22 protein-coding genes are annotated in these 20,223 nt (G+C 68.8%); 11 read left to right on the top strand and 11 right to left on the bottom strand.

All coding sequences use genetic code 11. The features are described 5' to 3' along the window. Nucleotide 1: 1 nt before the first annotated feature. On the bottom strand, nucleotides 2-400 hold the full coding sequence (gene tnpB / locus MEBOL_RS04480; protein WP_095976243.1) for an IS66 family insertion sequence element accessory protein TnpB: 399 nt from the start codon (nucleotides 398-400) through the stop codon (nucleotides 2-4). After that, complete coding sequence (tnpA, locus tag MEBOL_RS04475; RefSeq protein ID WP_157774749.1) at nucleotides 397-771, bottom strand: IS66 family insertion sequence element accessory protein TnpA; 375 nt, start codon at nucleotides 769-771, stop codon at nucleotides 397-399. Before tnpA ends, tnpB begins: the two co-directional genes overlap by 4 nt. Before the next feature lie 28 nt (nucleotides 772-799). On the opposite strand from tnpA, the gene MEBOL_RS40930 reads away from it, so the two are divergent. Next, on the top strand, nucleotides 800-1,021 hold the full coding sequence (locus MEBOL_RS40930; RefSeq protein ID WP_157774748.1) for a hypothetical protein: 222 nt from the start codon (nucleotides 800-802) through the stop codon (nucleotides 1,019-1,021). Next, the gene (gene istB / locus MEBOL_RS04470; protein ID WP_218920877.1) at nucleotides 1,018-1,746 is read left to right on the top strand and encodes an IS21-like element helper ATPase IstB; all 729 of its coding nucleotides are present in this window, start codon (nucleotides 1,018-1,020) and stop codon (nucleotides 1,744-1,746) included. The genes MEBOL_RS40930 and istB overlap by 4 nt, the downstream gene beginning before the upstream one ends. Before the next feature lie 1,399 nt (nucleotides 1,747-3,145). Here the strand turns inward: istB and MEBOL_RS43560 are convergent. Further along, nucleotides 3,146-3,271 carry a hypothetical protein gene (locus MEBOL_RS43560; protein ID WP_281256640.1) on the bottom strand — a complete coding sequence of 42 codons (126 nt, stop codon included), beginning with the start codon at nucleotides 3,269-3,271 and terminating at the stop codon, nucleotides 3,146-3,148. Between the two features lie 187 nt (nucleotides 3,272-3,458). Here MEBOL_RS43560 and MEBOL_RS04465 point away from each other — a divergent pair, with 187 nt between their 5' ends. Beyond that, nucleotides 3,459-4,955, top strand: coding sequence for a prenyltransferase/squalene oxidase repeat-containing protein (locus tag MEBOL_RS04465; RefSeq protein WP_170115445.1), 1,497 nt, complete (start codon nucleotides 3,459-3,461; stop codon nucleotides 4,953-4,955). Between the two features lie 32 nt (nucleotides 4,956-4,987). Here MEBOL_RS04465 and MEBOL_RS04460 read toward each other — a convergent pair whose 3' ends face one another. Then, complete coding sequence (locus MEBOL_RS04460) at nucleotides 4,988-6,055, bottom strand: hypothetical protein (protein WP_095976240.1); 1,068 nt, start codon at nucleotides 6,053-6,055, stop codon at nucleotides 4,988-4,990. A gap of 140 nt (nucleotides 6,056-6,195) precedes the next feature. Between MEBOL_RS04460 and MEBOL_RS04455 the strand changes: the two genes are divergently transcribed. After that, nucleotides 6,196-7,287 carry a uroporphyrinogen decarboxylase/cobalamine-independent methonine synthase family protein gene (locus MEBOL_RS04455; RefSeq protein WP_095982582.1) on the top strand — a complete coding sequence of 364 codons (1,092 nt, stop codon included), beginning with the start codon at nucleotides 6,196-6,198 and terminating at the stop codon, nucleotides 7,285-7,287. A gap of 8 nt (nucleotides 7,288-7,295) precedes the next feature. Here MEBOL_RS04455 and MEBOL_RS04450 read toward each other — a convergent pair whose 3' ends face one another. The 3 genes from MEBOL_RS04450 to MEBOL_RS04440 form a co-directional block, all read right to left on the bottom strand. Further along, on the bottom strand, nucleotides 7,296-7,601 hold the full coding sequence (locus MEBOL_RS04450) for a DUF2934 domain-containing protein (protein ID WP_095976239.1): 306 nt from the start codon (nucleotides 7,599-7,601) through the stop codon (nucleotides 7,296-7,298). 140 nt (nucleotides 7,602-7,741) lie between these two features. Then, on the bottom strand, nucleotides 7,742-8,872 hold the full coding sequence (mutY, locus tag MEBOL_RS04445; RefSeq protein WP_095976238.1) for an A/G-specific adenine glycosylase: 1,131 nt from the start codon (nucleotides 8,870-8,872) through the stop codon (nucleotides 7,742-7,744). Next, entirely contained in the window at nucleotides 8,869-9,678 is an 810-nt protein-coding gene (locus tag MEBOL_RS04440; RefSeq protein ID WP_245919449.1) for an SDR family oxidoreductase, read from the bottom strand. Before MEBOL_RS04440 ends, mutY begins: the two co-directional genes overlap by 4 nt. A 115-nt stretch (nucleotides 9,679-9,793) precedes the next feature. Here MEBOL_RS04440 and MEBOL_RS04435 point away from each other — a divergent pair, with 115 nt between their 5' ends. Then, complete coding sequence (locus MEBOL_RS04435) at nucleotides 9,794-10,741, top strand: PD-(D/E)XK nuclease family protein (RefSeq protein ID WP_095976236.1); 948 nt, start codon at nucleotides 9,794-9,796, stop codon at nucleotides 10,739-10,741. Between the two features lie 19 nt (nucleotides 10,742-10,760). Here MEBOL_RS04435 and MEBOL_RS04430 read toward each other — a convergent pair whose 3' ends face one another. From MEBOL_RS04430 to MEBOL_RS04420, 3 genes are all read right to left on the bottom strand, one after another. After that, complete coding sequence (locus tag MEBOL_RS04430; protein ID WP_095976235.1) at nucleotides 10,761-12,050, bottom strand: hemolysin family protein; 1,290 nt, start codon at nucleotides 12,048-12,050, stop codon at nucleotides 10,761-10,763. Nucleotides 12,051-12,172: 122 nt separating this feature from the next. Further along, entirely contained in the window at nucleotides 12,173-13,039 is an 867-nt protein-coding gene (locus MEBOL_RS04425) for a tRNA threonylcarbamoyladenosine dehydratase (protein WP_095976234.1), read from the bottom strand. A 28-nt stretch (nucleotides 13,040-13,067) separates the two neighbouring features. Next, on the bottom strand, nucleotides 13,068-13,865 hold the full coding sequence (locus MEBOL_RS04420; protein ID WP_095976233.1) for a TatD family hydrolase: 798 nt from the start codon (nucleotides 13,863-13,865) through the stop codon (nucleotides 13,068-13,070). Between the two features lie 131 nt (nucleotides 13,866-13,996). Here MEBOL_RS04420 and MEBOL_RS04415 point away from each other — a divergent pair, with 131 nt between their 5' ends. Then, nucleotides 13,997-15,469, top strand: coding sequence for a TolB-like translocation protein (locus tag MEBOL_RS04415; RefSeq protein WP_095976232.1), 1,473 nt, complete (start codon nucleotides 13,997-13,999; stop codon nucleotides 15,467-15,469). 172 nt (nucleotides 15,470-15,641) lie between these two features. Next, a complete protein-coding gene (locus MEBOL_RS04410; protein WP_095976231.1) occupies nucleotides 15,642-15,893 on the top strand; it encodes a hypothetical protein in 252 nt (83 codons plus the stop codon). Nucleotides 15,894-15,923: 30 nt separating this feature from the next. On the opposite strand, the gene MEBOL_RS04405 is transcribed toward MEBOL_RS04410, so the two are convergent. Continuing rightward, complete coding sequence (locus MEBOL_RS04405; protein WP_095976230.1) at nucleotides 15,924-16,154, bottom strand: hypothetical protein; 231 nt, start codon at nucleotides 16,152-16,154, stop codon at nucleotides 15,924-15,926. 238 nt (nucleotides 16,155-16,392) lie between these two features. Here MEBOL_RS04405 and MEBOL_RS04400 point away from each other — a divergent pair, with 238 nt between their 5' ends. From MEBOL_RS04400 to MEBOL_RS04385, 4 genes are all read left to right on the top strand, one after another. After that, complete coding sequence (locus MEBOL_RS04400; protein WP_095976229.1) at nucleotides 16,393-17,352, top strand: DHH family phosphoesterase; 960 nt, start codon at nucleotides 16,393-16,395, stop codon at nucleotides 17,350-17,352. Nucleotides 17,353-17,718: 366 nt separating this feature from the next. Further along, the gene (locus tag MEBOL_RS04395) at nucleotides 17,719-18,393 is read left to right on the top strand and encodes a pilus assembly FimT family protein (RefSeq protein ID WP_157774747.1); all 675 of its coding nucleotides are present in this window, start codon (nucleotides 17,719-17,721) and stop codon (nucleotides 18,391-18,393) included. 20 nt (nucleotides 18,394-18,413) lie between these two features. Continuing rightward, nucleotides 18,414-19,028 carry a type IV pilus modification PilV family protein gene (locus MEBOL_RS04390; RefSeq protein ID WP_095976227.1) on the top strand — a complete coding sequence of 205 codons (615 nt, stop codon included), beginning with the start codon at nucleotides 18,414-18,416 and terminating at the stop codon, nucleotides 19,026-19,028. Between the two features lie 10 nt (nucleotides 19,029-19,038). After that, a complete protein-coding gene (locus tag MEBOL_RS04385; RefSeq protein WP_095976226.1) occupies nucleotides 19,039-20,220 on the top strand; it encodes a PilW family protein in 1,182 nt (393 codons plus the stop codon). Nucleotides 20,221-20,223: the final 3 nt, after the last annotated feature.

Here is a 20,223-nt window from a genome sequence, read left to right as displayed (position 1 = left end):
CTCACGACGTCACCCCGCCCTCGGCCCCTGGCTGGAAGAGCGGGGCCAGTGTGTACGGCGCGGGCGACAGCGGCGTCCGCCCCACCAGCTCGCTGCCCTCCAGAAACAGCGCCAGCTCCGACACCGTCAACTCCAATGGCCGCGCGCCCCTCTCTCGCCGCCACAGCGGCGCGAAGCGTCCTTTCTCCAGCCTCTTGGCGTACAGGCACAGCCCCGTGCCGTCCCAGAAGAGTGCCTTGGCCCTCTTCCTGTCCCGGCCCACGAAGAGGAAGACGTCCCCCGAGAGGAAGTCGCGGCCCAACTCCCGCGTCACCAGCCCGCTCAGCGCGTCGTAACTCTTGCGCATGTCGCACGGCTGCCCGTACGCGTACACGCTCAGCCGGCGCGTGGAGCCAATCACCTCAGCCCTCGCAGCAGCGCCACCGCGTCCTCCACGCTCAAACCCTCCACCCGTACACCTCCGGGCCCGTGCACCACCAGCCCTCCCCTCCGCGCCACGGCCCGCTCCGCTTTCACCTCCACCGGCACCAGTCCCGCTCCCTCCGGCTCCTGCCTCTCCCTCCGCGCCGCGCTGCTCCAGCGGCTGAGCGTCCAGCTACTCATCCCCAGTTGCCTGGCCACTTCCTCCACGCTCTCGCCCTGCTGCTGCCTCTCTCGCACATACTCCACCGCTTGCTGTTTCTGCTCCGGCGTGTAGCGCGCTCTCGGCCCCACGCCTCCTCGCGCCAGCACCTGCTGTCTGAACTGCTCCGCCCACTCTCTCTTGTCCATCTTGTCCGCCTCCTTGCCTCGGGCGGACATGCTCACCTCTCGGCCCTCTCGTCACGACGGGCTCCGGCGAGGACTTACGGTAGAAGAGGTGCTGGCGCGGCTGCTGGCCGAGGGCGGACTGCGCGGTGCCGAGCAGGTGAAGGCGCTGGTGGCGCCAGTCAGGCCCGAGGTGCCCGAGCTGGCACAGCCCGAGGTGGACCTGAGCAGCTATGACGCGCTGCTGGTGGAGCCGAGGGAGGTGGCCTCATGAGTACCACCTCCACTTCCCTGCGAGCAGGGGCAACCGCTGCCGACGAGCAGCAACAGACGCTGGCCATGCTGCTGCGAGCGCTGAAGCTGCCTGCGTTTGCAGCCCACCATGAGGAACTGGCCAGGCGCGCCGGACACGAGGGCTGGACGTGCCCGCACTACCTGCGCCAGCTGGTGGAGCTGGAGCTGAGCGAGCGCCGGGGTCGACGCATTGAGCGGCTGCTCAAGGCCTCGGGGCTGTCCACGGACAAGACGCTCGCCACGCTTGAACAGGAGAAGCTGCCAGCCAAGGTGCGCCGCCAGCTACCGGCCCTGTGCGAGGGCGGCTTCGTCGAGCGCGCGGAGAACGTGCTGGCCTTCGGGCTGCCGGGCCGCGGCAAGACGCACGTGGTGAGTGCCATAGGCCACGAGCTGGTGCAGCGTGGTTACGAGGTGCTCTTCGTCCCGGCGGTGCTGCTGGTGCAGCGACTGCTCCTGGCCAAGAAGAGCCTCTTGCTGGAGAAGGAGCTGCGGCGGCTGGACGGGTACGACGCGGTCATCATCGACGACATCGGCTACATCCAGCAGGACAGGGAGGAGATGGAGGTGCTGTTTACCTTCCTGGCCCAGCGCTACGAGCGCAGGAGCGTCCTGATTACGAGCAACCTGGTGTTTTCGCAGTGGGACCGAATCTTCAAGGACGCGATGACGACGGCGGCGGCATACAGGTGGTGCACCACGCTCTGATTCTGGAGCTCACCGGCGACAGCTACCGCAGCGAGAAGGCCAAGAGCCGGGAGACGGTCGACAAGGCCCCGCGCAAGGCGACCGGGGACGAGTAACAGCCTGTCCACATCACAGGAGGTGGCCAACCCAGAGGCTCCGATGGACGTGACGACGACTACGGCGACGACGAAGTGAACGCAGTCAGGGCATCAACCCGATGGGGAAGTGTAATTGTCGCCAAGGGGAAAAAGTAATTGACGCTGGGCAGGGAGATCCTCTGTCCGCCCGCCGGAAGTAGGGCGGGACGTATCGGGAAGGCCAGTGGCCGTACGCCGATGATGAACGGGCAGAGGAAGTCAGACAGACTCGTAGTACCGACGAAGCCGCTGAACAAAGCCAGTAGTAGGGCCGCGGAGGTGGTGGAGGGAAGGAGTCTGGCCAGGGAGAAGGAGGGAGGGCAAAACACGCCCCGGACACAGCGCCGGACAATGCGTGTCCAGTGCGCCCTGCCGCCTACGTCGAGGAGCAGTACGGCCTTGACGTCAACATCCGAGGCAAGAGCCCAGTGCGCTAGCAGCGCCCGCTGGGATCTGTGCGGGGGGCGGCCCGAGTCCTGGGGCGAAGGGCCGTCCCTACCGCGATCCCTCGCCCGTAGGTCCAGGTGGGATAACTTCTCCCGTGGGACTTTGAATCAAGCCTGCCTGAGCAGGAGGACTTCTGGGTTGGCCTCATAGGCCCCACTCGGAGCTGCTGGCCATTGCCCTCTAACGCCGATTGGCGCGAGGACGGCCCGGAGCGACTTCCAGGAGCCGCAGGCCACTTGCCCGCCGACGTCTCCCTACCCTGACCGCCGCATCTGGGAACTCTCGGGACCCGCTTTCCGAGGCCCGACCCCGCAGGCGGCCGACCTGCCCGTCCTTCTCCAGTACCCACTTGGTACCCACCTCAGGTGGACTCACCTGGACTCTGGTGGGCCCTTGCGGGGCTCGTCTCAGAGGGGAGCCGCTAAGCCCCTGGGACCTTTGAGGATTTCCCTGACGCCCGGTGAAGGAAGTATCGACACATGTTGATAGGGCGATACGGAGTGCACACCGGGTGTGGGGCGCGGGACATGGGGTGAAGCCCCAAGACGCACGCGGCGCGGGTGGGGTTTTACCGATGTGATTGATATGACCATGGGCCATTCCCATGTCCGCGTTTGAAAGGTCCCAGTTTGTTGTTCCAGTCATTGCGACTGGAAGACATGGGCGTGCACCCCACCCGCCAGGCCTCCGGTTTCCCGACGGCATAAACTGGGAACTCCAGAGGGACAGGAGACCTCTGGAGTCTCGCGGTCCTATCCCCCTGTCCAAGTCCCGCCGGGGTCCCGGCCCGCTCGCGTTTTCCTGGGCGATTTGCATTTTCTCGACTCCAGGTGAAGTCAGACATCGGACGGGCGGAACAGGGCATCCATTGCCACGAATGACGGGGTGCGCGCACCTTCCGGGTTACCCGCCATGCCGCCGTCTTCGATAAGAGATGTTTTTTGGACATCGAGTCGTTCCATGGGACCTTTATTTCGCTCACTCCGTGAGCGGCTCCTCCCGAAATGGCGGGGAGGAAGTCTGTCTTTTCCCCCACAACCCCCCCACCCCAGCTCCCTGTCTTCTATGCGAAGAATCCAAGATGTCGCGGTGCCGTTCCGCTCGTCTCCTGCTGCCCGTGTTTTTGGCGACAGGATCCAGGATGTCCTGATGGCGGAGTTGCAATCCCTTGTCTCCAAGACGGGTCAGGGCGGCGGGCTCATGAGCCCTTCCGTCTATGATACCGCCCAGGTGCTGCGACTCCTCACACCGGAGGACAGCACGTCGCCCGTGGTGGATTGGTTGCTGGATCAGCAGGTTTCGGATGGGGGATGGGGGGATTCGGTCCTGCCGTTGCACCGGGACATCCCCACGCTGTCCGCGATCCTGGCCCTGCGGCGTTTTCCCCAGCACCCGCGGACGCGTGGCGCCATCGAGGCGGGCCTGCGCTTCCTGCGCGCCCAGGCGCCGCTCTGGTCCGAGCTGGTGGTGGACGAGCTGCCCGTGGCCGCGGAGATCCTCCTGCCCAGTCTGCTGAGCGAGCTGGGAGAGGAAGAGGCGCTGCCGCGCGAGCCCTACGCGAAGCTGATGGCGCTGGGGGAGCGCAAGCGCAAGCTCATCTCCAAGCTGCCGATGCGCGCCGGCGTTCCGTGGATTCATGTCTGGGAGACGTGGGGCACCGAGCCCACCACGGCGCTGATGGATGGGGCGGGGAGCATTGGCCACAGCGCGTCCGCCACGGCCGCCTGGATCAAGGCCGCCCAGGGCCGGCCCGAGCTGGAGTCCTTCGTGCAGCGGGGCCGCCAGTACCTGCGCGAGTCCTCGCGCTCGACGGGCTCGGAGCTGCAGGGGGTGGTGCCCGTGGGTGCGCCTCACACCTATTTCGAGCAGTCCTTCGTGGTCTATGCCCTGCTCATGGCGGGGCTGCTGGATGATCCCCGGCTGTCGGGCCCGGTGACCTCGGTGATGAGGGGTTTGACGCGGGCCCTGGGGCCGCAGGGCATTGGCATGAGCGACCACTTCCTCCAGGACGGGGATGACACGAGCGCGGTGGTGGCCGCGATGCGGGCCCTGGGGATGGACGCGGATCCGGCGCTGCTCTACCGCTTCCAGAAGGATGACCACTTCATCGCCTATCCGGGCGAGATGAATTCCTCGCCGACGCTGACGGCCCGCTGCATCCATGCGCTGCGCATGCTGGGCAAGACGGAGGGGCTGGAGCCCTTCCAGAACTACCTGCTCTCGCGTCAGGAGCCCACGGGCCGCTGGTCCTTCGACAAGTGGAACCGCTCGTGGCTGTACACGACGTTCCACTCGGTCGTCGGACTGGTGGACTCGCCGCACATGGACGCGGTGTACAAGGCCCTGCACGCGGTGCTCTCCGCGCAGTCGGCCGATGGCGGCTGGAGCTCCGTGGGCCCCGCGAACATGACGGAGACGGCCTACGCGGTGCTGATGCTCGGCTTCCTGGAGCGTCACGGCGTGCGCCACTCCGGCATCTCCCTGGCGCTCGATCGGGCGTCCCGGTGGATGATGCGGCACTACAGCCCCTTCGTCCCGGCGGAGGTCAAGGTGAAGTGCTGGATCTCCAAGGAGCTCTACCGCATGGAGCGCATCGACACGGCCTTCGAGTTGAGCGCCCTGCTGATGTTGCGGATGCGCGGGTAGGAGGCGCGGGGAGCCGGATGTCGGCCCTGGGGTCAGGGCTCGTGTCCGGCTTCCACCAGACGCGCGGCGATGGCGTAGAAGCCCGTCACGAATCCCTGGAGGGTGCTGCGCGCGCTCTCCTCCCGTGTGGCCGAGACCAGGGTGTCGAAGCGCTGGCGGGTGTCGGCCAGGGTGCTGTTCCATTCCTCGCGCAACCGGGTGTCGAGTTCCGCCTTGGGCAGCCGGGTGGCATCCAGGTCGGCGAGGTTCTGGCGGTACTCGGCCGCGTAGCCCATCACCCCCGAGTTGAGGGGTTCCGTGGGGTCGAAGCGGACGTCCTGCGCGAAGCGCATCAGGCGCGCCATCCGCCCGAGGAAGTCCGCCTCTCCTTGGAGCAGCCGCAGCACCTCGGAGAGGCCCCGTGGCGTGAGCGCCTGGGAGAAGGGCAGTCCGCCCACCAGGGCGACCGAGGCCGCGCCCGTTTCGCCGTAGCGCTCCAGGTACTCGTGCACGCCTCGCGCGAAGCCGGTGCCGCGCACGCGCAATTCGTCCCGGGCCGCCCCGAGTGCCTCCAGCCGTCCGGCCTTCTCCTCTGGAGGGGCTCGCATCACCTGGATCAACCGGTACAAGCGCGCCTGCTGGCTGTTCTGCCGCCAGACGCGGTCCTGCCAGAGCCGGGACCAGTCTTCCCTCGACTCGGAAAGTCCCCGCCGCTCGAGCGACTCGTGGCCCAGCACCGTGATGGCGCCGAGCAGGGCCCGGCACACGTCGAGGAGGGAGCAGGTGGGCGCCTCGAGCGCGGCCTCGAGGGGAACGAGCGCGGCGTAGGCGGGCCCTGGCCGGGTCATCTCCTGCAGGCGCTCGGTCACGGCCTCCGGCGATTCACCGGGGCGTCCCGTGTCCGGACCCAGCTCCTCGTAAAGACAGTCGATGGCCGAGTAGTCCGTCCCCACGGCCTTGAAGTAGTCGGGTTCCAACTGGAAGGCGCGGCCCAGGAACATCTCGGAGAAGCGATCCGCGGCCTGGTAGTAGCCGGGGCTTCGCGAACGCGCGCGCACGTGGGGACGGGCGCTGCGCAGCAGTTCCAGGGCAAGGGCGGAGGGGTCTCGCGAGGGCGGCATCGGTGCTCGGAAGCCATACCGGTCCAAGGCAGCGGGAGCAATGCACCTGGAGCGGAGACATGTGTTCACTCATCAGGCCTTCCGGGAGGTCCGGCCCGTGGGACGGCCGGGCGTTGGCGCTTCCGGGTTAGATGGGGGTCATGAGCGATCCGACCGTCCGCCGTGCCCTCGAGGTCCTGCCTCCCCTGGCCACCACGGGCATCGGGAGCCTTCCCCACACCCATCTCGAAGAGGGCCTCCAGGCCGCGCTCGCCCTGGACATTCCCTTCCTGCCCCAGTTGCCGGTGGGCAGGCCCTCGGAGTTCATGATTCCCCAGGCCCTGGAGGGATTGCCCGGACTGCGCTGGGACGAGCACGGCCTGTGCACGGTGGACCTGGAGGAATGGTCGGCGGGGCGCGCGGCTTTCGAGGAACGGTTGGAGACGGCGTTGGACTCGGGCTCGTTGGAGGCCTTCGAGCCCTCACTCGAGGGGTGCCGGGCGTGGCGGCCCTTCCTGTGGGAGGTGGAGAACCGCAAGTTGCCCTTCGCCAAGGCGCAGTTGGCCGGGTCCTTCACGGCGCGCCTGGTGACCCGCACGCGGGAGGGGGTCTCCGCCCTGGAGGTTCCCGGGCTGGACGCGGGAATCCACCGGCTGGGGCTCGCGCGGGCGCTGGCCATGGTGAAGGCCCTGCGCCGCACGGGGACGACGCCGCTCTTCTTCCTGGATGAGCCGGGCCTGTCCGCCTTCTCGCGAGGCAATGCGCGGCACCTGCTGGCCCTGCAGGAGTTGCGGCTGCTGGTGGTGGCCCTGCGGCGCGAGGGCGCCCTGGTGGGGGTGCATTGCTGCGGCAACACGGACTGGGCGCTCTTGTTGGACGCGGGGCTGGACGTGCTGGCGATGGACGTCCGGCGGTCGCTGGACGCGGTGCTGGAGGAGTCCGGCCCGTTCTCGCGTTTCCTGGACTCGGGGGCGACGTTGAGTCTGGGCATCATCCCCACGGAGCCGTCGTCCGCGTATGACGTGGGGGAGTTGGTGGACGCGGTGGAGGTGTCACTCGAGGCGGCGCTGCCCCCGGGACGTTCCTTCGCGCGAGAGGGCGTCCAGATGCTGCTCACCCCGGCGTGCGGTCTGGCGATGCGTTCGGTGGAGGATGCCGGACTCGTCCTCGAACAGCTCCAGGTGGCGAAGCGGCGGCTCCAGGACGCGCTGGGCGTCCGGACGGAGCCACCGCGTCCCTCGGCGGAGGGCTGAGCGTTACCTCAGCGCCCGAGCTTCAGGTCGCGCTCGGCCTGGAGCCAGTCCTCGTCGTGATGGCCGTGGGCGCCGCCGCGCGAGAGGAAGAGTTCATAGGCGCGAGCGGCGATCTGCTCGTTGGTGGGGCCATGGCGGACGGCCGGGGCCGCCGAAACGGACGTCACGTCCGTGGTGGCCGCCGTGTGCGCGGAGGGGGCCGTGTTGGGCGTGTGCGCGATCGGCGCCGTGGAGTTGACGACAGGCGCCGGGGGCGCCGGCTTCTGTTGGGAATGCTTGTTGGAGTGATTCGTCTTTGCGTGCGCGCGTGCCATGGGGGACTCCTCGGGATCAGGAAGACGTAGGCCCAGGACATTGGACGGGTCTCCGCGGCGGGAGAATCGCGTCGTCGGCTCTTCGTTCTCGGCGCGACAGGTGAGTCCCGGGCGTGTCCGCTACCCAACAGGGAGGTGACTCATGGCGCGAGCGCCCCCGCGTCGAGCGCGGCCTCGAACGCCTTGTGCATGGCGGTGCTCATACCGAGCGAGGAAGCATCCTGGGGGGTGCACCAGCGCAGCTCCTGGAAGGCGGGCGCATGGGTGGGGTGTGTCGTGCCCGTCACGCGCAGCAGCCGCAGCGACAAGGCGCGGTGGGTGAGTTGCCGGCGCACGGTCCCCAGGGCGGCCTCGACGTGCACGGGCGTGCCGAGCGCCTGGGAGAGCCGGGCGGCGGACTCGGGCGCGGGCGTATCGTCATCCACTTCGACGGCGGGCAGCTCCCAGAGTCCGCCGAACAGGCCCTTCTCGGCGCGCCGGGCGAGCAACAGGCGTCCCGCGTGGGCCCAGACGGCCACCGCGAGCGTCATCCGCTTGGGGGCCGCGCGCACCTTGGCCGGGGGCAGTTCATCCACACGGCCGTGGCGGTAGGCGAGGCATTCCTCGCGCACGGAGCACAGGAGGCAGAGGGGGTTTTCCGGACGGCACACGGTGGCGCCGTGCTCCATGAGGGCCTGGTTGAAGTCACCGGGCCGCTCGCCGGGAACCAGCGCCGTGGCGAGCGCCCACAGGCGGGCCTCGCGGGCGCGGTCTCCGGGCGCGCCCTCCACCTCGAAGAGGCGCGAGAGGACGCGGGCCACGTTGCCATCCACCAGGGGCGCGGACTCACCGAAGGCGATGGAGGCCACGGCTCCCGCCGTGTAGCGGCCGAAGCCGGGCAGGGTGAGCAGCTCGGCGGCGGTGGAGGGCAGCCGGCCGCCGAAGCGGGCCACCACCTCCTGGGCGGCGAGGTGCAGGTTGCGCGCGCGTGAGTAGTAGCCGAGGCCCCGCCAGGCGGCGAGCACGTCTGGCAGGGGCGCGCTCGCGAGCGCCTCCACCGTGGGAAAGCGCTGGAGGAAGCGCTCCCAGTAGGGAATGACGGTGGCCACCTGCGTCTGCTGCAGCATCACCTCGCTGAGCCAGATGGCGTACGGATCCCGCGTGCGGCGCCAGGGGAGATCCCGCTTCTGCCGGTCGTACCCGTCGAGCAGTCCCGCGCGCACGCGCTCGCGGCGTTCGGGCGGGAGGAGCGGCGCCGTGGGAGCGGTGTCGCGCTTGCGGGGCGGACTCATGGCTTTCGGGCGGGATTGGCGATGCGGCGGGCCACGCGATCGAAGAGCCCGGGCACGAGCCGGTTGGCGAGCACCATGGCCCGGCCGGGCAGGGTGAGCACCGTCTCCCGGCGCTCGCGATGGCTGGCGCGCACCAGCGCCTGGGCCACGGCCTCGGCGCTCATGGCGTTGAGGGGAATGGCGTCCTGGCGCCACCCCTCGGCGTTGAGGCGGGCGTCGCGGAATTCCGTCTCGGTGAGTCCCGGGGAGACGAGCAGCACGCGGATGCCCTCGGCGGCCAGCTCGGCGCGCAGGGACTCGGTGAGCAGGTTCACCGCGGCCTTGGACGCGCCGTAGCCACCCAGCAAGGGCAGGCCCCGGTGCCCCAGCACCGAACTGACGTTGAGCACCTGGGAGCCCGGTGCGCGCGCGCGCAGCAAGGGCAGGGCGGCACGTGTGACGCGCACGAGGCCGAAGAAGTTGATCTCGAACACCTGGCGCAGTTGCGCCTCGCTGAAGCCCTCGACGGGGCCGTAGAGCCCGAGCCCCGCGTTGTTGACGAGGAAGTCCAGCCCTCCGAAAGCGTCTCGCGTCTCGCTGATGAGACGTGCCACGTCCTCCTCGCTCGTGACATCACAGCGCACGGGCAGCGCACGGACGCCCAGGGCTTCCACCTCGCGCGCGGCGTCCCGCAGCGCGGACTCCCGGCGGGCGGCGAGCACGACATGGGCACCTCGTGCCGCGTAGGCGAGTGCCGCCGCGCGGCCAATGCCGCTGGACGCGCCGGTGATGAGCGCGACCCTTCCCTGGAAGTGTTGGGTGGTCATGAGGGCGCGCACCATAGCGGCTCGTTTCGAGGGGTGAAGGACCTGCCGGGGTGTGCCTGCTCGCCTGTCCCCCTTGCGGCGTCACCGAGCCCCTGATCTAGGATGCGTGCCCTTCATGCCGCGCGCGTTCACCAACGATTTCTCCTGGTCCAAGAGCCGTCACGAGAAGCTCCAGGAGTGCTCCCGGGCCTACTACTTCTATTACTACCGCTCCTGGGGTGGCTGGGGGGCCGGGGCCCCGAGCGACGTGCGCGAGCTGTATCTGCTCAAGAAGCTGGGCAACCGCTTCACCTGGGCGGGCAGCATGGTGCACGACGCGATCCGCGACGCGCTGCTGGACTGGCGCGCGGGGCTCAAGGTGGACCCGGCGAAGGTGGAGGCGCGGGCGCTCACCACCATGCGGGAGGATTTCCGCTTCTCGCGCGGCAAGTCGTACCGCACGCAGAAGGGCCGCAAGGCCTTCGGTGGCCTGGTGGAGCACGAGTACGACGAGCCCATCTCCGACGAGGCCTGGAAGCAGAACGCGGAGACGGTGCGTTCGGCGCTCGGCTGGTTCTTCCAGTCGCGCTGGCCCGAACTCGCGCGCGGCCTCAAGTCCACGCAGTGGCTGGAGGTGGACGCGGGCGCGGATTTCTCCACCTTCACGCTGGAGGGCGTGAAGGTATTCGCCATCCCCGACTTCGCCTATGTGGACGCGGAGGGCTCCCCCGTGGTGGTGGACTGGAAGACGGGCAAGGTGCGCGAGGGGTATGACGAGCAGGTGCTTGGCTACGCGCTCTACGTGTCGCAGCGCTACCGGCTGCCCCTGGAGAAGGTGCGCGCCTCCCTCGTGTACCTGAACGACGGGGTGGAGCATCAGGTGCAGGTGGACGAGAACGCGGTGGCGGGCTTCAAGGAGCGCTTCGCCGAGAGCGTGGCGCGCATGCGCGGCCTGCTCGCGGATCCGGCCACCAACACGCCCAAGGACGAGTCCGCCTTCCCTCAGACGGAGGACGCCTCCACGTGCGCCCGGTGCGTCTTCCGCCGCCCCTGTGGCCGCGAGGCGGCGGTGCGGGCGGCCTGAACCCGAGGCGCGTGGGCTCTCACCCCGGGGGCTGGGTTTCCGGCGAGCGGGGTCCGGGGTGGATGCGGACCTGCTTCACCCGGCGCGCCGAGGCCTCCACGACCTCGAGCACGGTGCCGTCGGCCAGGGTGAAGCGCGCTCCGGTGGTGGGAATGGCGCCGGCCAGGGACGTGCACAGGCCGCCCACGGTGGTCCAGGTGTCACCCTCGGGCAGTTCCACCCACTCGAGGGCCCGGTTGAGTTCCCGGATGGGCAGGGTCGCCTCGACGACCAGGGTGCCCTCGGGCTCGTGCCGGATGGAGTCGGGTGGGGTCTCGTGCTCGCTCGCGATGGTGCCCACCAGCTCCTCCACCAGGTCCTTCATGGTGACGACCCCCGCGAGCCCGCCCTGCTCGTCCACGACGATGGCCAGTTGGATCCGCCGCACCTGCATCTGATGGAGCACGTCCAGGGCGCGCATGGCCTCGGGCACGAAGTAGGCGGGGCGCAGCACGTCCTCCAACAGGATGAGCTGCTGCTCCAACGCGAACGACAGCAGATCCTTGGCCACCACGTACCCGATGATGTGATCGATGCTGCCCTCGTAGACGGGCATGCGGCTGTGGCCCTCCTCCAGGAGCATCCGCTGGACTTCCTGGGGAGAGGAGTGCCGCCGCAGCGCCACCACGCGGGTGCGGGGCACCATCACGTCCGTCACCAACAGGTCCGCCAGGTCGAACGCGCGCGAGGCGATCTCCCCGCTGCGCGGATGGAGGCCGCCGCTGCGGGCCGCTTCCTCGACGAGCTGCTGGAGCTCCTCGGGCGACAGGCGGGACTCGGTGAACGACGTCTTGTCCCCGAAGAGGCGCAGCACCAGGTTGGAGCTGAACGTGAGCAGCCACACCACGGGCTTCATCAACCGTGACAGGCCCCTCAAGGGAGGACCGATGATCAGGGCGTAGCGCTCGGAGTAGCGCAGGGCGAGCGACTTGGGCACCAGCTCTCCCAGCACCAGGGAGAGGTAGGACACGAGCCCCACCACCAGCGCGAAGGCCACGCCCTCGGCGCGCTCCGGCGGCAGTCCGAGTCCCTGGAGGGGAGCGCTCAGGCGCTGGGCGATGGACGCGCCGCCGAAGGCCGCCGCCGTGGAGCCCACGACGGTGATGCCGATCTGCACCGTGGCGAGGAATCGCTCGGGGTTGTCCCGGAGCGCCTTGACCGAGCCCGCGGCGCCGCTGCCCTGATCGATCAGCTCCTGGAGCCGGGTCTTGCGAATCGAGATGAGCGCCAGTTCCGCGCCCGCGAAGATGCCGTTGGCGAAGACGAGCAACAGGATGATGGCGAGTTCGGTGACGATGATGCCCCTCCTGGATCGGGCCCGTGGTGGTGAACCGGATGCTTCAGGAGGGGTCTACTACGGCTCGCGCGGATGTCTACTGCCGTGGGTGGCCGCTAGCGAGCTACCGACAGTCGGCGAACCACCACGCCCGCCGCGTTCATGCCGAACACGGAGGTGACGAAGGCCACGCTGCCGTCGATCTGCGTGCGCTTCTCACAAGTGTGGAAGTCGTTGTCGTTGGGGCACACGCAGGTGAAGCCGTCGTCCGCGTCGTAGCGCAGGGACAGGGGCTGGCGCCGCGTCTCGATGGAGTAGACGGCGGTGATGCCCGTGGGCCGATCGGTGTTCACGTTGTACTTGCGCTTGAGCAGCTTGCGGATGTCCTTGGCGAAGGGATCCATGTGCGTCTCGCACAGGTCCTCCACGCGGATGGCCGTGGGATCCAACCGGCCCGCGGCGCCCATGGAGCTCACCACGGGGATGCCGAGGCTCACGCAGCGGTGCAACAGGTGCAGCTTCGCCTTCACGTTGTCGATGGCGTCCACCACGTAGTCGTAGCTGCCCGGCGCCAGGAGCTGGTCGGCCAGTTCATCGCGGTAGAACTCGCACAGGGCCTGGACCTGGGCCTCGGGGTTGATCTCCCGGCAGCGCTGGGCCATCAACTCCGCCTTGGGCTTGCCCACCGTCTTCACGGTGGCGTGGAGCTGGCGGTTGGAGTTGGTGACGCACACGGTGTCGAAGTCCACCAGCGTGAGGTGGCCCACGCCGCTGCGCACGATGCCCTCGGCGGCGTAGCTGCCCACCCCCCCCATGCCGAACACCACCACGCGCGCCGACGACAGGCGCTCCATGGCCGGGTCTCCGAGCAGGCGGCCGGTCCGGTCGAAGCGCCGGTGCAGCTTGAAGGGCTTGGGCTCGGGCGCCGCGGGCGGCGCCACGGGGGAGGGAAGGGTCTCGGGAGCGGGGGGCTGCGGTTCCATGGGGGACCTCTATAACGCGACCGCCTCCCTACCGCGAAGGGGTGGGGAATGCTTCCCGGAAGAAGCGGCGGGCGTTCTCGGTCGTCCGCTGGGCGAGCACCTCCACGGGTTCTCCCAGGGTGCGGGCCATGCCCTCGATGACCCGGGGCAGGTAGCCCGGCTCCGAGCGCTGGCCCCGGTGGGGCGTGGGGGCTTGATCCGGGGCATCCGTCTCCACCATGAGCCGCTCGGGGGGGATCACGCGCAGGGCGTCCAGGGGCTTGCGTGCCTCGGCCCAGGTGACTGGGCCCGCGAAGGAGAAGTGGCAGCCCTTCTGGATGTAGAAGCGCGCCAGGTCCACGCCTCCGCCGTAGCTGTGCATCAGCACGCCCGCCTCGGGCAGGGGCTCGCGCTTGAGCAGCTCGATGAGGGCGGGGTGCGCGCGAAAGCAGTGCATCAGCACGGGCAGGTCATGCTTGCGCGCGAGCTCCAGGTGCCGCCGCAGCACCGCCACCTGGCGCTCCATGGGAGCGCCCTCGGCCGAGGGGCCGTCCAGTCCACACTCGCCCACGGCGATGACCCCTCCGCGCGCGAGCATCGCGTCCAGGCGCTCCAGGTGCTCCTCGTCCTCCTCGGGCGGGAGGTGGGGCAGCATCTGGGGATGGATGCCGAGTCCCACCTGGAGCCGGGGGTCGGCACGGGACAGGGCACACAAGGGCTCCCAATTGTCCGGTCCCACACCCGGCACGAGGATGCCGTGCAGTCCAGCGGCCCAGGCGCGGGCGAGCACGTCCTCGCGATCCGGATCGAAACGCGACGCGTCGAGATGGCAGTGGGTGTCAATCATTGGAAAGGTTCATGAGGAAGGCGTGGAGTTGTCGTTCATCCCGAGACACCGGGGGATGGCTCGAAGCGCAATGCCCCGGCCCCGGCTTTCAAAGTGCCCTATAGCCACGCGGCGGCTTTTGGAGGGTGCATATGACCAATCGGGGTGTCGTGGCTGCGCTCATGGGCGCGCTGATGATGGTGGCGACTGGCTGTGCCGAGGAGTGTGTCGATCGTTACGATTGTAACAACAACAAGGGGAGCGCTGGCGAGGGCAAGACCTGGGTCTGCCGCTCGAACAAGTGCGTGGCCGAGGATGTCTCGACTTCGACGCCGGACTCCGGAACGCCCACCCCGGAGCCTGACGCGGGGACGCCGGACTCCGGAACGGGGGGCGAGGAGGACGCGGGAACTCCGCCTCCAGAGGACATGACGATCTCCGAGGGGGGTGACTGCACGACCTCGGCGAGCTGCATGGCGGGTCTGTTCTGCGAGGCCCAGAAGTGCCAGCCGTTGCGCCTGGCGGTGACGGAGCGGGTCAGTGGCACGACGACCACGGATCGTGCCGTGGTCGTTCATTACAAGACGCCTGGAGCGGCGGCCGCCCCGGGCGCGGCGGAGGCCTTGAGCCAGGACACCACGGGCACGAGCCGCTTCCCCCGCTGGAACAAGGAGGGCACCGCGGTGGCCTTCGAGAACACGGCCGCCGACACCACCGTGGCGCTCTGGAGCCGTCCCGTTCCGTTCGGGACGGCCAACCAGACCGAGCTCACCACGGCCACGGCCGCTGGCACTTCCGAGTTCCGCTACATGGAGTGGGAGCCCTCGAGCTACATCGCCTGGGGCAAGACGGCGGGCTCGTCCACCACGGGCATCTCGTACCTTCCGGGCGCGGGTGGCGCGGTCCAGTCCGCGACCACCAGCGGTGTCTTCCCGTCCTGGGCGGCGGATGGCAACAGCTTCGCGTACAGCGCCAACGGCCAGGGGTTGAAGAGCCGGTCGATCACCACGGGGAGCGATGCCCCGATCTCGGGTCCACCCACCACGGGCGAGCAGCCGCTGCACAACAAGGCCAATGGCGTGCTCATCTACCTGGATGCGAAGGGCGTCACGGAGGACTTCGGCTCGGCCACTCCGCTGACCGGCCTCTACAGCTTCGACCCCGCGTCGAGCACGGTGCGGGAGGTGGCCCTGGCGCGCACCGAGTCCACCGACGCGAGCGGCGAGGTGAAGTCGTTCATCGCCAATCACACCTGGTCGCCGAGCGGGACGCATGTCGCCTACGTCCGGGTGTACTACCACAAGCCGACCTCGGGCTCCGCCGTGCTGTGCAACGGGAGCAACTGCGGTGGCAGGCAGGGCAATGTCGTCTTCGTGCAAGCCATCGATGCCTCGGGGACCCCGGGGACCGAGATCGAGTTCGCCAACGAGTCGACCCTCCCGTCCTTCTCGCCCGACGGCTACTTCCTCGCCTACGTCTCCGGCTCCAGGCTGCAGGTGCAGAAGCTCAACCCGGCGGGCACGGATGCCATCACCCTCAAGGAGGGGCCCGTCCTGACCCACACCTGGGGCTCCATCCAGACGAACCGCGGCGATGATCACCGGCCGCGCTGGCAGCCGCGCTAGTCCTCTCGCACATGGAATGAGCCAGACACCCGTGTCCCGGTTCCCGGGGCGCGGGTGTCGTGCTTTCTGAACAAAGGCGAGGGCTCGGGGACTTGCCTCCCGAGCGAAAGCGACGTACGCAGGCGCCCCCATTGGCCGGTTCACGGGCCATGTCTCTTCGGGAGGTCCTGGGATGAAACTCCACGCCGTGTGCTGTGTGCTGGTCTTGTCGGGCTGTGCGACCGCGACGTCACCGGGCGCCAGCGTGGGCGCGTCCGTCGCTCAGGGCGCGCGGAGCCACGAGGAGATCCTGCCCGAGCCGGTGCGACTGGAGTCGACCGCGGGGACCTTCCTCGTGCATCCCAACAACGCCCGGGATTTCAGCAGGCTGCTGGCGGGCGAGCCCACCCAGAATCAATACATCTCCATCAGCGACGTGCCCTGACGACGGGCCGCCGGGTGGGTCGGGCGGAACTCAATCCACCAGCACGATGCGCCGACCCAACAGACGGGCCATCTGCGGTGAGGTGACGAGCTTGAGCACTTCGCGCTTCTCACCGGCCGCCGTGTCGTAGGCCGCCGCGATGAGCTCCCCCAGCGTGAGCTGCGCCGGAGCCGCCTTGCGGGCCGTGCGCCGCATCGTCGGCATGACGCGCCGTCCCTGCCGTTGAATCGAACCGCGCTTCTGGGTCGTCGTCCTGGCCATGATCTCCTCCCGCCTTCACCACCGTGTGATCGACGCTGGATGCGCTGAAAGTTTTTGCATGCGGCGTGCCAGGGGCTTGCTCGTCCGCCCTCTTCGAGATTCCAAGGGGTTGTAGTCACCACTCCCCTGGCACTGGGGGGCAGGATTCCAAACTTCGTTCAATTTTCGAGGCGGGATGGCTCGTTTCGTCGAGTCTTTTCGTACACACCCCCCCAGGGTCGTGGGGTAAGGGCGACCCATGAACGTCCAGGTCCTCTTCCACGACAACTGTTTCGACGGTGCCGCGAGCGCGGCGGTCTTCACCCGGTTCTACCGGGAGCGGGTCCGCGCGGACGCGCGTTTCAGCTACCGGGGGCTGTCCCACACGGCGGGGGGCGCGCCGATCGATGCCTCCGTCTTCTCCGGAGCGGAGGAGAACGCCATCGTCGACTTCCGCTACAGCCAGGATCCCCGGCTCACCTGGTGGTTCGACCACCACGTCTCCGCCTTCCAGCAGCCCGGGGACGAGGCCCATTTCCGCGCCGACACCAGTGGGCGCAAGTTCCATGACGCCCACCGCAAGAGCTGCACCGTCTACCTGGCGGACGTGGCGCGCGAGCGCTTCGGGTGGGATCCCTCGCCCCTGGCGGACTTGCTGCATTGGGCGGAGATCATCGACGGCGCGCTCTTTCCCTCGCCCCAGATGGCCGTGGCGTTGGAGGAGCCCGCCCTGCGCATCATGACGGTGCTGGAGTCCACCAAGGATCCGGGCCTCATCCCCCAGGTCATCGAGCGGATGCAGACGGAGCCGCTGGCGGCCATCGCCGCCTCCCCGCTCATCGCCGAGCCGCTGGCCCCGCTGCTCGCGCGCCACCAGCGCCACATCGAGCTGGTGCGCACCCATGCCCGGTACGAGCGGGGCGTCGTCTCCTTCGATCTCGCGGACGAGGGGGTGGACAGCCTCAACAAGTTCATCGCCTACGCCCTCTACCCCGAGGCCCGCTACACCCTGTGGGTGGGGCAGGGACCCTCGCGCGCCAAGGTGTCGCTGGGCTCCAACCCGTGGCGTCCCCAGGAGCGGCGGCACGACCTGGCGGCCATCGCCTCGCGGTATGGCGGTGGAGGCCACCCCGTGGTGTCCGCCGTCAGCTTCAAACCCGGGGAGCTCGTGCGCGCCCGCGCCGCTTTCTCGGAAATCCTGGCCGAGCTGTCCGAGTGATCCGGAGTCACTACATTTTGCGAGCCTCGCAAAATTTGCGAGGTTCTACATCGCAACACCTGCGGTGATCTCTTCCCGACATTCCCTCATTCCAGGGGGTTGGCAGGCGGCCTGGCATTTGCTTGGCGACGGTTCGTGACTCCCAGTTTCTTAAAGTTTCACTCTCACTGGACGTTGAAGCCCACGTCCAGGGCCGCCGGGGAAGCGAGCATCCCTCGGCGGGTCGGCCCGATAATGGACGAGGTGGGACTTTTCTGGGATTTTTACCAGGAGAGTGGAGCGGTGATGGGGACGGAGCGCCAGAGCGCTCCCCGGCGGACGGCGGGTCCGGGTGTGATCCCTGATTTCTTGAACAGGACTGTCGGATTGAAAAGCCAGGCGAATCCAGCGAGGCGGGCGGGACGGGGCGCGGGCTTCTCGCTGCTGGAGATGGTGGTCGTGCTGGGCATCGTCAGCGTGTTGGCGGGGCTCGCCATGGCGGCCTATGACGCGGTGGGTCGCCGGGGGGCGCTGCAGAGCGCCGCCTTCGATCTGCAGGGGGTGTTGTCCTCGGCGCGCGCCAAGGCGGTGTCGCGAGGCCACCCGGTCTGGATCGTCTTCCATCCCACGGCCGGACGCGCCTCGATGACGACGGGGCAGGGGGCCTTCCTGATGGTGGAGGACACCACGAGCCGGTTCGTGCCGTCGCCCCAGCTGCTCTTCGATCTGCCGCTCCAGGTCCGCAACACCGTGACGGCGGTCTACTTCCTCGAGGACTACAGCAAGAAGGTGCGCTTCTCGGCGCTGACGCCCGGGGTGGTGGGTCCCTACAAGGCGCCCTTCTTGAACTTGCGCGTGGAGACGTGCGGATTCTGCTCGGGGGCGCCTCCGCGGGGGGCCATCGTCTTCCGCCCGGATGGAAGTGCGCGCTTCGTGGATGGCGCGGGCCAATACGAGAGCGTTCCCAACCAGGCGCTGGCCCTCAGCAGCCTGGACCTCCAGCACCAGTACCTCTTCGCCATCTCTGGCCCTTCTGGCTACGTGGCCTCCTTCTCTCCCTGATGCGAACCGGAGCCCCTGTCATGGTCTGCTCTTTCCGTCCTCCGCGCCGGCGCATGGCCGCTCGGCGTGGCGTGTCCCTCATCGAGGGCATGGTGGCCTCGGTGGTGTTGCTCATCGGTCTGGTGGGGGTGTTCCAGGGCATCGTCCTGGCCAGCCAGCAGAACACCATGGCGAACCTGGCCACGCATGCCTCGGGGATCGCCTCCCAGACACGCGTGGCCCTGGACATGATGGGCCCGGATCGTCTGTTGGGTCAGACGCGGGGCGTGGGGGGATACCTGACCGCCGAGCAATGCGCGCCGGATGAGAGCGTCACGGCGCTCGCCGGCGGGTTGGAGACGCTGGTGCCCGGCGCGGAGCCCTGGCGGCGGCGGTGCATCTTCGACCTGGACGCCGCCGAGCGGGACGCGCTCCCGGCCAACAAGCTGTTGCCCGGCTATCCCGAGGAGGACGCGCGCCGCTTTCGCCGAATCCTCGTCTGGGTGTCGCGCACGGACGAGCAGTCCCTGGTGACGGTGGACCAGGTGTCGGTCGTGGTGTCGTGGACCGAGATGGGCCGGCGCCGCTTCTTGATCCACCACCTGGGCTTCTACGACTCGGGCTCATTCGGAAACTCGACCGGTGTGCAGATCTGACAAGGTGTCCATGACTCCGCGCTTCCGCAGGCCGCCGCGAGGCTTCACGTTGATCGAGCTCATGGTGGGCTCGGTCACCACGACCATCATCCTGGGCGCCGTGGCGTTGACGGTGCTGGCGGTGCAGGGCTCCTATCAGACGGAGTCGCGCATCAAGGTGGCGGTGGAAGGCGCGCGCACGGCGACGTCGTTCATCGAGCAGCGCTTGCGCATGGCCAGCTATGGCGTGGAGCCACGTTTCGCGTTCGACTTCGACACCGCCGCGCTGGGCGCGAACGCCAAGTCCAACCAGGTGCTCGAGTTCGGCGCGGGCGTGCCCCAGTCGGTGACGGATGACCTGGCCCTGCGCTACCGGGATCCGGCGTGGCTGCGCAAGGGGACCTACGTCAATGGCGGCGTGAGCCTGTTGGATGGGGACACGTTCGGCACGGATCTCCCCGAGGGCAAGCGCATCATCGTCGCCTGCCGGGGGAGCGGGAGCTACGTGGTGCTCCGGACGCTCGCGGGGGGCGTGAGCAGTGGCGACACGGAGTCCGGCAACTTCGCCCTGGACCCCGCGATGTCGACGGTGGGCGCGGGCGAGGGCTGTCTGTCCAGGGGGGGCGAGTCGACCCCCTCCGTGATGCTGATGCATGAGCTGCGCATCCGCGTGATGGACCTGGGGGGCCGTCCCTTCCTGATGGCGTTCTCGCGCCTGAATGATCTGGACACGGAGGATGCCGTCCCCCTGGCCGCGGACGTGGAGTCCTTCCAGGTGGCGTATGTGATGAACCGCCCGCCGCCCGGCAGCGCCCACGCGGCGGCGCCGGCCGTGGACGTGTCCTCCAATCCCGTCAACTGGGTGCTGGGTGATGTGGGCAGCGTTGACGCGGAGCGCACGCCCGACCCGACGGCGTCTCCGGTGCCGCGCTTCAGCACCTCCTATGACGATGCCTCGCGCTACAACGCCCACCCGGCGAACATCCGCGCGGTCCGAGTGAGCATCACCGTGCGCTCGACGGACGCCGAGCCCAATGGCCGCCGCGCCTTTCCGCGCATGAACGTGGAGGACTCCACCGAGCAGGCCGCCGCGGATGGCTATTACCGAACCACCATGACCACGACGGTGCGCGTGCCGAACATGTTGTCGCGCTCCGATTTCATCCCCGAGGTGGGCAATGCCTACACCACCGGAAACGCCTGGGGAGGTTGACCC

This window comes from Melittangium boletus DSM 14713 (assembly GCF_002305855.1).
Taxonomy (GTDB): Bacteria; Myxococcota; Myxococcia; order Myxococcales; family Myxococcaceae; genus Cystobacter; species Cystobacter boletus.
Note: the sequence above shows the minus strand (reverse complement) of the source record. Positions and strands in the feature narration are given on the sequence as shown.

Coding starts and splice junctions, on each gene's coding strand:
- MEBOL_RS04415 (WP_095976232.1), top strand. CDS start 13,997: ATGACCAATCGGGGTGTCGTGGCTGCGCTCATGGGCGCGCTGATGATG.
- istB (WP_218920877.1), top strand. CDS start 1,018: ATGAGTACCACCTCCACTTCCCTGCGAGCAGGGGCAACCGCTGCCGAC.
- MEBOL_RS04435 (WP_095976236.1), top strand. CDS start 9,794: ATGCCGCGCGCGTTCACCAACGATTTCTCCTGGTCCAAGAGCCGTCAC.
- MEBOL_RS04420 (WP_095976233.1), bottom strand. CDS start 13,865: ATGATTGACACCCACTGCCATCTCGACGCGTCGCGTTTCGATCCGGAT.
- MEBOL_RS04460 (WP_095976240.1), bottom strand. CDS start 6,055: ATGCCGCCCTCGCGAGACCCCTCCGCCCTTGCCCTGGAACTGCTGCGC.
- MEBOL_RS04450 (WP_095976239.1), bottom strand. CDS start 7,601: ATGGCACGCGCGCACGCAAAGACGAATCACTCCAACAAGCATTCCCAA.
- MEBOL_RS04455 (WP_095982582.1), top strand. CDS start 6,196: ATGAGCGATCCGACCGTCCGCCGTGCCCTCGAGGTCCTGCCTCCCCTG.
- MEBOL_RS04405 (WP_095976230.1), bottom strand. CDS start 16,154: ATGGCCAGGACGACGACCCAGAAGCGCGGTTCGATTCAACGGCAGGGA.
- MEBOL_RS04440 (WP_245919449.1), bottom strand. CDS start 9,678: ATGACCACCCAACACTTCCAGGGAAGGGTCGCGCTCATCACCGGCGCG.
- tnpA (WP_157774749.1), bottom strand. CDS start 771: ATGGACAAGAGAGAGTGGGCGGAGCAGTTCAGACAGCAGGTGCTGGCG.
- mutY (WP_095976238.1), bottom strand. CDS start 8,872: ATGAGTCCGCCCCGCAAGCGCGACACCGCTCCCACGGCGCCGCTCCTC.
- MEBOL_RS40930 (WP_157774748.1), top strand. CDS start 800: ATGCTCACCTCTCGGCCCTCTCGTCACGACGGGCTCCGGCGAGGACTT.
- MEBOL_RS04465 (WP_170115445.1), top strand. CDS start 3,459: ATGGCGGAGTTGCAATCCCTTGTCTCCAAGACGGGTCAGGGCGGCGGG.
- MEBOL_RS04425 (WP_095976234.1), bottom strand. CDS start 13,039: ATGGAACCGCAGCCCCCCGCTCCCGAGACCCTTCCCTCCCCCGTGGCG.
- MEBOL_RS43560 (WP_281256640.1), bottom strand. CDS start 3,271: ATGGAACGACTCGATGTCCAAAAAACATCTCTTATCGAAGACGGCGGC.
- MEBOL_RS04400 (WP_095976229.1), top strand. CDS start 16,393: ATGAACGTCCAGGTCCTCTTCCACGACAACTGTTTCGACGGTGCCGCG.
- MEBOL_RS04410 (WP_095976231.1), top strand. CDS start 15,642: ATGAAACTCCACGCCGTGTGCTGTGTGCTGGTCTTGTCGGGCTGTGCG.
- MEBOL_RS04385 (WP_095976226.1), top strand. CDS start 19,039: ATGACTCCGCGCTTCCGCAGGCCGCCGCGAGGCTTCACGTTGATCGAG.
- MEBOL_RS04390 (WP_095976227.1), top strand. CDS start 18,414: ATGGTCTGCTCTTTCCGTCCTCCGCGCCGGCGCATGGCCGCTCGGCGT.